This is a genomic window from Streptomyces sp. NPDC102360 (genome assembly GCF_044766085.1).
GTDB lineage: Bacteria > Actinomycetota > Actinomycetes > Streptomycetales > Streptomycetaceae > Streptomyces.
Genome location: NZ_JBIWLG010000022.1, coordinates 63,940 through 74,848, shown reverse-complemented (window position 1 = coordinate 74,848; position 10,909 = coordinate 63,940). Strand labels below are relative to the sequence as shown.

Sequence of the window (10,909 nt, the reverse complement as noted above, 5' to 3'; positions counted from 1 at the left end):
GAGGGCCAGAAACACGCCATCGACGAGTACCACGCCTTCGACGGCGACGTCACCATCACACTCCACGAAACCGACGGCCTACCGGGCGACGGCAGGGGTGACCTGGGGCCGTACGGACGTGACCGAGGGCGCCCCGGAGGCGTTCCGGGCCGTCTGGCGGGGCGGTGTCCCGGGCCGGGACCTGTCCAGGCGCACGCCCGTGACCAGGAGTGAGGCGCGGAAGTCGACCGGCCACACCGTCCGTGTTCACCTGGATCGGCTAACCAGAGAGACCCCGGCGCGTAATCGGCGGATTGTGGACCCATGCCCCTCTGGTACGGAAGACGCCGCCCGCACACACGTGACACCCAGCGCCTCGAGCACCCCGACCTGAACCGGATCGCAGTCCTCGAGCACGACCTCCAGGGAATCGAACCCGAACCGGGAACGCCCGCTGCCTTCGCCGCCGCCCTGGCCCGGCCGCTCGACCAGGACGCGTGCCCCCACGAGGACGCCACGGACGTCGTCCCGCTCGGCCAGGGACGCTCGACCGGGATGTGCACGGGCTGTGACATCGACATCGTGGAGACGGAGGAAGGTCTCTGGGACCGTCCCTGACCTGGTGGTGCCCAACGCCTGCCAGGTACATGAGCAGGCCCGGCGCCACGGGCAGGCGCCGCATCGCCTCACATGGCAAGGATGCCGCCGTCCACCGCCACCTGGCTGCCCGCAACGAACGAGGACCAGTCGCTCAGCATCCACAGCGCTGCCTCCGCCACCTCCTGCGGCTCGGCCATTCGCCTCTGAATCTGACGGCGCCACGAACGCCTCCTCAAGCGCCGGCTCATCCTAAACCGCCGCGTTGATCACCTCTATTCGCGTGGTGCCCACGACAAGGGAGTTGGCCCGGATCCCGTGCGCCCCTGTGCCAGGCGGTGCCTGGCAGAGCAGTCGGCCCGGCTGTCGCCGACCCGGTCGCGCTCCGCGCAGATCCTGTCAAGCAGGACGTACTCCGGGTCGGTCTCGCGCAGAAATTTCAGCAGGCCAGGAGCGCGCTCGGCGAGCCGAGGACCGTTGTGGCACTCGACGTGTGCGGTGCCACCGAGGTCCCGAGTGAGGCGGCGATTTGGGACGAGGGTTCGTGCTTGCGCAGGTACACCAGGGCGACCGGAACACGCTGGTGACAGCGACGGTAACCCTCGCGGGTGACGATGAGCACGGTGATCCTCTCGACCAGCGCGTGCGGGAGGCCGAGTACGGCAGGATGGGGAGCCAACGAGGTACCTGCGCTGATGAGTTGAGACTTCGAACGCCTCCCCAACGGCGCGGACGCCACCTCTGACGGTCACTGGTGATCTTGGTCGAGAAATCGTCTGCCAGGAGCTTGGCCGTTGCGCAGGGCGGCCCAGGTCGCGGCCAGGAAGGCCAGCTTGGAACCGCCCCGTGTTCAGCGGCAGCAGTGGTGTCAGTTTCTGTCTTACCAGGCACCGGACGAAGCCCCATCCATTCACGGCACGGATGAAGATTTTTCCTGCACCGTCGCCAGGCCCAGGACAGTCCGCGCCCTCCTCAGCTTTCGCCTTCTGCCGAGACAGGTCCGTACGGTCGAATCGTTGCAGGGTCGATACCCGCCTCGTCCAAGAGCGTGCGCACGAATCCTGCATCGTGGCGCTCAATTTGCAATGCAACATCCCTCAGTACATTGTCGCCATACCGTTCACCAAGGGTGATGATTCCTTGCCGACCTTTATCGCATCCCGAATTCAGCACATGCAGGGCATTCATGAATTCGCCGAACCAAGGGAACTTCTTGAAAGGGATATCCCACTTCGACCTGATACTCTCAAACCCCTCTTTGGTCCGAGACCCTCGTACCGCCTTCGAGAATAGGAGGATTTCCGCCGATGGCGCCTTACCGGCCAGCGCATGCCATGCTTTGATCGGACCCCCAACGTCCTTCCTTTTCACCGTTGCGGATTCTCGTTGACCGACTACACCGACGCTCACCACCTCGGCCTTACTCTCACTCCAATTAGTACTCACCCGAAATCCTAGCGAGTCACCAAATTTAACGTTCGCCCGGATGATGAATTCAACGGAATCGTTGATCAATACGCGGATGCGTGTCTGCGGTGACGCCTGCTCGCCTTCGATCGACCCGAGAATCAAGCCTGGATCCATAAGGTGCAGTTTTACGGAAATTCCTTCTGTAGTTGTAGCGAGACGCGTCAGAGCAGCATCGATTTGGCGCAGGTGGGGGGCCATCAAATCCCGGTAGCGTAGGGCATCCGTATTGCTAGCGGGCGTATCCAGGTAGTCTTCGAAGGTGCTGTGCGGGATGAGATGCACGCCTTTGAGCCGGTCGGGCCGGCCGATACTCCGGCGCCGATCCCACTCCTCGCGGGACTTCGTGACGTAGTGGTGCACCAGCGCCAGACCCGGTTGCGGGTCCAGGAGTCGAATGGGCGAATTCGGATCCCAGGACGGCTCCGCGAGCGTGTTATCCACGTAGCTACCGGAAAGCAGATCACAGACGTGCGTCCGCATGGACTGAACACATTCGGGCCGGTAGAGGGTTTTTACTGGCGGGCTGGGCTGGTCTCTTGCTGTGAGGAACCGCTCGATTACCAGGCCGGGACTCTGTTTAGTCCGGCCGTTAGGCCCGAAGACGAGCCATGGAACAGCTACAGCTCCTGCGTCTGGCCGTTCACGTTCAACCCTGTCCAGGAAGTCGTGGATATTCCCGTCGCGAGGGACAAGGAACTCATCGATGTCGACCGTGAGCACCCACTTATAATTCGCTGCATGATTGTTGAGGAAATGTTGGTATGCATCTCTTTGAGGTGTTACATTTTGACGGCGCGGCCAGTGAACGCGGTGGATTAGGCCGACTTCATTGAGGCTTGCGAGAAGCTCGGAAGTACCATCGTCACTAACGTTGTCGTACACAAAAATGTCGGTGATTCCGATAGTACGATAGAATGCCAGCCACTCTTTGAGGTAGGGCTCTTCGTTCTTTGCGATAGCGCAAACAGCGATCCTGCTCATGGCGTCACGCTCCAACATCATCTAAGTCCCGGGTAAGGGAAGTGCCGCTTGAATACTAATGTCCGGGACGCCGGGAGCGGTCACAGGACTAGCCCAACCATGGGAGTCATACAGGTGGGTTTCTGGGCGACGGGTGCAGGTATCCGTTCCTGAATTGAAGGGGCTTCGTCCGGTAACTGGTAAGACAGACACCGGCACCACTGCTGGCGCTGAACATGGAGTATTTCCAAGCTGGCCCTCTCCGTGTCCACCCGTCGTCGATTGAACTGTCCAACCGCACGCTGCAGTTCCTGACGGGGCGACTGGCCGCCTGGCGGCAGGAGATCGGGACGCGGTGGCGACGTCCCTCCGCTGCACGCCAGGCCCTTGCTTGCCATCGCTCATCTGCAGTGCGGTGCCCTGCTGCCGATCGACCGCATCGACGCCGACACGCCCTATTACTCGTGGAAGCGCAAGCACCACGGCATGAACATGCAGCTCCTGACCGATCCGTTCGGACGGCCCCTCTGGGCCTCGCCAGCACTGCCCGGCACAACTGACGGCCTCACCGCCGCCCGACAGCATGCGACCGTCGACACCCTCACCGAAGCCGGAGTCAAACGTCGGGCGTACAAGGTGATCAGGGCGCCGGCGGACTCGTCCGCATACCGTTTCCCGGCTGCAGCACGAACTGGATCACCGACGCCGTGCAAGCCTTCCTCGCCGTCACCACGCGTCAGCACCAGGTCGAAAAGCGCTCAGTCCGTCCTCCAGAGACTCCCCGTCCCGGCACCTTCGTGCACCGTCCCCGTCCTTCTCGAATACGCTGGCGCGGGGAAAGTACTCCTGCAGGAAGTTACTGATCAGCTTCGGGTCCACTCCTCCTTGTTGTTCCTGCTCTGAAGCATCGGCTACCACGTCGTTGAGGCAGAAAGTGTGACAGTTTCGTTTACGTAGGAGTCTTTCCATCTTGGCAGTCGCGTCGACTGCTGACAGGGAGATGTACTCGTAGCGCAGTGTCGAGGGGACGGCACGGCCGGTGAGGAAGGCGTAGTGGGGATGAAGCGATGTCGGGATCGACAGATCCTGCTCACTGCGGAACTTGCTGCGTGCGGTGTGGGCGTGCTCCTCAGCGAAGACTTCCTCGATCTCATACAGGGTGCTGCGCCGCAGCGCACACGGGGCATGCTTCATCTTCTGCGTGATGACTGTGCCGAAACGGGCCTCCAATAGCGCCCTGTTGTTCTTGCCTGCGACGGAGACAGGCTCGTCATCGACTGTCGGCGGCCCGGTCGGTAGCAGCGCCCGTGAGGGAAAGTAGCGGGCGGTACCATTGGCCAGGAAGAAGCCTCCCGGCGCGATGCTCCGCCCCAGGAAGAAGTCGTCGTTGAAATAGAGGAAATGCTCGGCGAGCCCCGGGATATGGTGCAGTTGACTCTCGATCGCGTGGGAGTTGAACGTCGGCAGTGCACCAGGGTCCGTAAAGATCTCACGGTGGTCGACCACTGTCACCTTGGGGTGCTGGGTGTTCAGCCAGGCGGGAACCTGCTGATCCGTCACGAGATAGACGTGCTGGATCCACGGAGCGAACCGCTCGAGCGACCTCAGCGAGTAGCGGAGTTCGTCCCGGTTCTGGTAACGCTCCGCACAATCCGCCTGTGGATGGAAGGGCTTCTTCTGTACTCCGGCGCGTCGCTGCTGCCAGTCGGGGTCGGCGCCATCCACCCAGGTGTAGACCGCATCAACCGGAAAGTGGAAATCCGTTGAGAGCGGCACAGTGAATTCCTGACGGGTACGTACCCGCTGGATCGGTGGCATGTTGTCCGCCGAGGCGAACTCTGTGAAGAGGTGGCCCGGCGCCTCAGTAGCAGCCTCCGTGCGGGGCACTCGGTCGGTGATGCGGTTGTTCCGCGGCGCGACGAGTTCATCGCCTACTTCTTCCCAGAACTCGATATCGCAGCCGTACTGCGTACCGAGGACCGAACTGTCTGTCGCGCACGCGTGAAACACCGTGATGCGGATGACCTGTTCCTGCACCAGCGATGCCCATGTTCCCGGCTGCCCCGCGTAGCCGATTGCCGACTGCTCGGCTGGTGCGGAGACATAGAGCGGCTCGTTCTGAGCCTCCCGTGCTAGCGCACCGATCACCACATCCCTCCGCTCGGCGGATACACCCACCACAGCCGACTTCGACGAATACCCACGCACCGCGAAGTACTCGACACGGGCCTCGTCCAGCACCCGCTCAACCACACGTAGATTCTCTTCGCGCGCGCGGAGGACCGTGCCGTTGTCACCGCAGCGCGCCGCGCGGACCCCGCCTTCGGCATGCACGGAAACAATCCCCGGAGCTGTGAGAAGAGCAGCGGGCAACGAGGAATCCACCTGCTGTTGTAGATTTCCCTCGGGCCGTCGGGGCGGATGCTTGTGCACGCGCGACTCGGCCGTTTGACGGGCGCGGAGATTTGTCAAGCTCACACGAACTCTACGCAGTAGCTCGGGCATTCAGTGGCTCCCTTTCCGGGCCGACAGGATGTCAGGAAGTAGATGCGGGCCGCCGCTGTCCGCGCACCAGGCTCTTGAAGGACCGTTTACGGGGCGCCGTCGGCAAGGAGTAGGAAGCGTTCCACCCCTGGGGGAAGGCAGATCCTCCCGGCAATTCCAGGTTGGTCCGTTCGTCGCACTCGAGGATCGCCCTGAGCCACGTGCGCATTGCGTGATGGAAGTCGTACGTGAGCGACTCGGGGGCCAGCAGCCAGTCCCGCCCGCTACTGCTCACATGGGTGCGGTAGTTGTCCGCTGAGCGAGCTGTCCATGGGCTCTCCGCCTGGATCGGGTGGAGACCGTATCCGAGTTCTGTGATCGTCTCCAGGCTCCGGGCCAGCGCCTCGTGGTCGGAACTCGGAAGGATCTCCAGGACGATCCACGGGCGATGCTTCCGCACTGCCCCCAGCCCCCCAGCCAGCACTTGTCCTTCCAGCGTCTCCACATCGATCTTGATCAAATGCGGTCGGAGCTCAGGACGCTCCTGGGTGAAATCGTCCAGCGTGGTGACAGGCACGGTCACTGATTCCGTGTGTCGGCGGTGGCCCGAATTCAGAGAATGCGACGACTCCGCCTTCAGCGACAAGTACAGCTCAGCGCTGCCCGGCGTGTCGGACACCGCTGAGCGAACGATTTCGAACCCCAACCCGTTGACATCCCGGATCTCTCGGCAGATCCCCGATGTCTCCGGCGCGGGTTCAAACGCGTGCACCGACAACCGGCGCCCGTATACGGCATCGATGAGGGCGGAGTAGAGGCCGATGTGCGCGCCGACGTCGAAGACCGCGCTCCCTTCCGGTGCCCGATGAGCCACCGCCATCAAGGTCGCCTGCGTCAACGGTTCGTATCCCGCCAGCCCGGACCGCCGCAACTGGCGCTGTACAGCCGTTTGCTTGCGGTTCATGAAATTCAGCGCACTGGCATACGGGCCTGCGTGCGCGAGAGCTGATCCATTGCGCGGGAGAGTGACTACAAGCGGCATGGGGAAGCATCCTTTCCAGTGATGGAATCTGCCCCCGTCTCAGGAGGCCGGGGTGAACTGTCGGTCTACTCAAGACGTCGATCGCACCTGACCGGTCGCCCGCGCCGCATCACCGTCTGTCGCGTGGCGGACTGAGGACGAGGTGTCCGTCGGAGCCAACCCAGAGACCGGGTCGTGCGGGCGCTCGTAAGGGCTGGCTGTCGGGTAGTAGCTGTCGAGAAACTGCTGGACGGCAGCGGTGCTCACGTGCTCGTCACCGTCGCAGGTGGTGGTGTCATTCAGGCAGAACACGTGGTGCGAGCGATTCAGCAGGCGCCGCAACCTGGCTTCGACGCGCGGCTGAGAGATGTCCACGTAGTCGTAGCGGATGGAGCCCGGAACGGCCCGGCCAGTGTGGAAGGCGTAGTAGTGGTGCAGCGAGTTGGTGATGGCGATGTCATCAGGGCTGCGGAAGGCATGTCCCGCTGTGCGCTGATGGGCGGCGGCGAAGACTCCCTCCACGTCTTCCAGTACGCTGCGCCGCAACGCGCAGGGCGTGTGTTTCATCTTTCGGGTGATGCTGCTGCCGAACCTGGCTGCCAACAGCTGCCGATTGGTGACGCCAGCAGCTGACACAGGGACGTCGTCCGCACCATTGCTACCGACGGGCGGCAGCAATGCTCTGGAGGGGAAGAACTTGCTCAGGCCGTTGGCGAGGAAGAAGTCCTGCGGGAGGGCCGGGCGCCCAAGGAAGACGTCGTCGTTGAAGTAGAGGAAGTGCTCAGCCAGCCCCTCGATATGATGCAACTGGCTCTCGATGGCGTGTGAATTGAACGTGGGCAGCGCCGCGGCATCGGTAAAGATGTCCCGGTGGTCGACCACGTTGATCTTGGAGTGAACGGTGTTGAGCCAGCTAGGTACCTGCTGGTCCGTGACGATGAAGATGTTCCGGATCCACGGCGCGTACAGGTGCAGGGACCGCAGGGAATAACGCAACTCGTCACGGCTGAGGTAGCGGGCGGCGTTGGCTGCCTCCGGGTGGTAGGGCTCACCCACAGCTGCCGCGCGTCTGCGCTGCCACTGGGGATCCGAGCCGTCCACCCAGGTGTAGACGGCGTCCACCGGGAAGTGGACGTCATCAGGCAGCGGTTCGGCGAACTCCCTCCGGGTGGGCACCTCCTCAGGCTGGGGGCGGGTGTCCTTCGAGGCCAAGCGGGTGAAGTGCCGCCCGGGGCGCCATACCGTGGGTTCCCCTCGGCTGACCCGCTCGCAGGCTAGGTTGTGCCTTGGCGCCATCAGTTCCGTATCGTCCTCGGATGGCGGCCAGAACTCGATATCGCAGCCGAACTCCGGCCCCAGCACCAGCTCAGACGAGGCAGACTCCGCGAAGAAGCAAAAGACCCTGAACACTGGCTGTGTGGCCACGCGTCGCCACACGCCCACGGAGGTGATGGGCCGGCTGGACTTCACCTGCTGACGCTGGCCCCCGTCGGCCAACGTCAGTTGGAGGGGAATCTGGCTACTGAGTGCGTGCAGCGCCTGTTCGACCTTCGCCCGATCTTCGGTACAGACACCCACCGTGGAGGCGGTTTCCACCATGCCGCGCACCATGAAGTGATCTACTCCAGCCTCTCGTAGGGCCCCGAGTAGGGCTCGCAGGTTGCACTCGCGCGCTTGCAGCGGAGTGATCTCGTAACGCTGCAACGCGATGCGCAGCCCGGCGAGGGTCTGGACCGGAACGTGACCGCCGCCGCCGAGCAGGCCCTGGTGCCTCAGCCGAGCGTTCAGCCGACGCTGCTGAAGACCTCGCGCCGCCAGGGTGGGCCGCTCGAATTGATGTCTCAGTCGCTCCCATTCCTCAACCCCAACCCTGGCCCGTAGAGCACGACGCAGGGGCAGCGGAATCATCCGACGGTACGCGCGCAACGCTCGGGAGGGCGGGCCGGTGCGGAATGCAGCACCCGGCGATGCGCTGAGCTGCGACTGCGGCTTATTTTGCATTGCACATCCCTGGAACTGAGGATTCCGGCCGCGATCACGACCCCGGGCAACACTGACGAAGTCACGTGGGGAGAGCCTGGAAGGGTTCTCGCTTTCAATCGGAAGGTTTCGGCGCTGGTGTACCGGGCCGTGATTGCCCGGCATAGAAGCGTGAAGTACTGAGATCTCCGGGAGTCGTCCAGCACGACTCAAGGATCCGGATTTCCTGTTTCCCTGTTCCTTGTCACAACACAACGCCTTAGGTTGACGTGACGTTAACAAGAATGACCCTGCGTGCGACCTTCTCAGCACGTACAAGTAGGAGAAACACTCGAATCGAGTAAGCCGAGCATGAAGAACTCGCTACTTGAAACGTCGAACCAACCTCCCGGCCCGGTGTACCCACCGAGCCCCGCGGTGTCTACGGTGGTGCCGAGGTTGGGAAGGCTCGAGGGAGTCGCAGGGTCTGAAGAGCCGACAGGAGACGGGTGGAGTGCGGGGTATGGGGGACGAGCCGGCACGCGGTGCGGGGTATGGGCGGTTGATCGCCGGGCGGTATCGCGTCGTCGGGCGGCTCGGCAGTGGCGGGATGGGTACCGTCTGGCGGGCCGTCGACGAGAGGTTGGGGCGCGAGGTCGCCGTCAAGGAGCTTCGGACGTTCGACGGTGTCGACGGGCCGGATCCGGGCGAACAGCGGTTGCGGATGCAGCGTGAGGCGCGGGCGGCCGCGCGGGTGCGGCATCACGGGGTGGTCGCCGTGCACGATGTCGCCGAGCACGAGGGTCGTCCGGTGATCGTGATGGAGTTCGTCGACGGCGAGTCGCTGCAGGGGCTGCTGCAGCGGAGCGGCCCGCTCGCTCCTCTTGAGGCCGCCCGGATCGGTGCTCAGGTGATGGACGCGCTCGTGGCCGCGCACCGTGCCGGGGTGTGGCACCGGGACGTCAAGCCCAGCAACATCCTGCTTGAGCACGGTGGCCGGGTTGTGCTCACGGACTTCGGGATCGCCGCGTTGCAGGAGCCGGGTGACGGCGCTGCCACTCGGATCACACGGAGTGGTGAGCTCGTTGGGTCGCTGGATTATCTCGCGCCCGAGCAGGCTCGGGGTGGTGAGGTGGGGCCCGCCGCGGATGTGTGGGCTCTCGGTGCCTCGTTGTACGCGGCCGTCGAAGGGGCGCCGCCGTTTCGGCGTACGTCCACCTGGTCGACGATCACCGCGATCGTGACCGAGCCGCTGCCCGCGCCGGAGCGGGCCAGCCCGTTGGCGCCCGCGCTGGCCGAACTGCTGGACAAGGATCCGGCGTTGCGGGCCGACGCCGTCCGTGCGGCACAGCTGCTGCGGGCCACGGCCGAGGGCGCACCGGCGCCGCCCCGGTCGCCCGACACGGTCCGGCTTGGCCGCCGGGAGGCGCAACAGGCCCCGGGGGCCGATGCGTTGGCCGCGGGGGTATCCGCTTTCCCCGCTCCGGTTGACCAACCTGGCCCGCCGGCCGCGCCTTCGTCCGGCGCGTCGACCGTCACCGCGCACCGGGACGCCGGGCGGCGTCGCGGCGCCATCGTCGCCGCGGTCGCCGTGGTGTTGCTCGCCGGCGCCGCAGCCACGTACGTCGTGACCAGTCAGAACAAGGGCGAGAATGCCGGGCGCGCCGCGGGTTCCGCGACCACCGGTGCCGCCACGTCGGCCACCTCACCGTCCGCCACCTACACAGCGACACACGGCGCCGACGGTGGTGCCGGCGGTCCGACCAGCAGCGGTACGAGTGACGCCCCCTCCCCCGCCTGCACACACATCACCGCGGACAAGTCCCACTGTCGGGTGTGGCTCTCCGCCACCTCGTACAACTCCGCGCACCAGCCCGTCGGCACCCTTCACCCGGGCACCAACTACTTCTACTGCCAGGTCAAACTCTCGCAGCGGGAAACGTACGGGGAGTGGACCAACCTGTGGTGGGCCAAGACCGACGACGACACCGGGAACACCGGGGTGTTCGTCAGCGACGTCTACCTCACCGGAGGGAAGAACGACCGGCCCGTCCCGGGCCTGCGGGTGTGCTGAGCATCCGGCCGTTCGGCTCCGTCCGCCTGGGCGCTGGGTTCGGGCCGTGCCGCGGCTCGGGCCCGGACGGGCACCAGAGGGTGTCCGGTGACGCGTACCAGTCCATGCCTCCCGGGCACGCCTTGGTGGTGTCGCCGTCCCAGGCCCGGGACACGACGGGGATGACGTGCTCGGCCCGGTTCAGGGGCCGTTGGCCGACGGTGTGTTCGTACTGGCCGCAGACACCTCCCCGACGGACCCGCAGTACCCGGCACCGGCACCAGGGGCGTCGGTGACACGTTCGTACAGCTTGTAGGCGGGCGTGCCGGATCATTCGCGTCGAGCCACGGTGGCGATCGCTGACATTGCTACACGCCGACGTCTTG

The 10,909-nt window shown here is 64.6% G+C and carries 8 protein-coding genes and 2 pseudogenes; 4 read left to right on the top strand and 6 right to left on the bottom strand.

Annotation, left to right across the window (positions count from 1 at the left end):
• Positions 1 to 213: hypothetical protein (locus tag ACIRHA_RS42060; protein ID WP_403857117.1), on the top strand; the 213-nt coding region annotated here is incomplete at its 5' end.
• 90 nt (positions 214 to 303) lie between these two features.
• Positions 304 to 597, top strand: a complete 294-nt coding sequence (locus ACIRHA_RS42055) for a hypothetical protein (protein ID WP_403857114.1) — start codon at positions 304 to 306, stop codon at positions 595 to 597.
• Between the two features lie 68 nt (positions 598 to 665).
• Here ACIRHA_RS42055 and ACIRHA_RS42050 read toward each other — a convergent pair whose 3' ends face one another.
• The 3 genes and pseudogenes from ACIRHA_RS42050 to ACIRHA_RS42040 all read right to left on the bottom strand — a co-directional run bounded on the left by ACIRHA_RS42050 (position 666) and on the right by ACIRHA_RS42040 (position 3,027).
• Complete coding sequence (locus ACIRHA_RS42050) at positions 666 to 776, bottom strand: SDR family oxidoreductase (protein WP_403857111.1); 111 nt, start codon at positions 774 to 776, stop codon at positions 666 to 668.
• 135 nt (positions 777 to 911) lie between these two features.
• Positions 912 to 1,255: pseudogene (locus ACIRHA_RS42045) on the bottom strand (IS5/IS1182 family transposase); the annotation flags it as partial.
• Positions 1,256 to 1,548: 293 nt separating this feature from the next.
• Positions 1,549 to 3,027 carry a glycosyltransferase family 2 protein gene (locus tag ACIRHA_RS42040; protein ID WP_403857108.1) on the bottom strand — a complete coding sequence of 493 codons (1,479 nt, stop codon included), beginning with the start codon at positions 3,025 to 3,027 and terminating at the stop codon, positions 1,549 to 1,551.
• Between the two features lie 366 nt (positions 3,028 to 3,393).
• Between ACIRHA_RS42040 and ACIRHA_RS42035 the strand changes: the two are divergent.
• Positions 3,394 to 3,558: pseudogene (locus tag ACIRHA_RS42035) on the top strand (hypothetical protein); the annotation flags it as partial.
• A gap of 174 nt (positions 3,559 to 3,732) precedes the next feature.
• Here the strand turns inward: ACIRHA_RS42035 and ACIRHA_RS42030 are convergent.
• The 3 genes from ACIRHA_RS42030 to ACIRHA_RS42020 all read right to left on the bottom strand — a co-directional run bounded on the left by ACIRHA_RS42030 (position 3,733) and on the right by ACIRHA_RS42020 (position 8,512).
• The gene (locus ACIRHA_RS42030) at positions 3,733 to 5,511 is read right to left on the bottom strand and encodes a stealth family protein (RefSeq protein WP_403857105.1); all 1,779 of its coding nucleotides are present in this window, start codon (positions 5,509 to 5,511) and stop codon (positions 3,733 to 3,735) included.
• 31 nt (positions 5,512 to 5,542) lie between these two features.
• Positions 5,543 to 6,454 carry an FkbM family methyltransferase gene (locus ACIRHA_RS42025; RefSeq protein WP_403857102.1) on the bottom strand — a complete coding sequence of 304 codons (912 nt, stop codon included), beginning with the start codon at positions 6,452 to 6,454 and terminating at the stop codon, positions 5,543 to 5,545.
• A gap of 147 nt (positions 6,455 to 6,601) precedes the next feature.
• Positions 6,602 to 8,512, bottom strand: a complete 1,911-nt coding sequence (locus tag ACIRHA_RS42020; RefSeq protein ID WP_403857099.1) for a stealth family protein — start codon at positions 8,510 to 8,512, stop codon at positions 6,602 to 6,604.
• A gap of 481 nt (positions 8,513 to 8,993) precedes the next feature.
• Between ACIRHA_RS42020 and ACIRHA_RS42015 the strand changes: the two genes are divergently transcribed.
• Entirely contained in the window at positions 8,994 to 10,544 is a 1,551-nt protein-coding gene (locus tag ACIRHA_RS42015; protein ID WP_403857096.1) for a protein kinase, read from the top strand.
• The last annotated feature ends 365 nt before the right edge of the window (positions 10,545 to 10,909 follow it).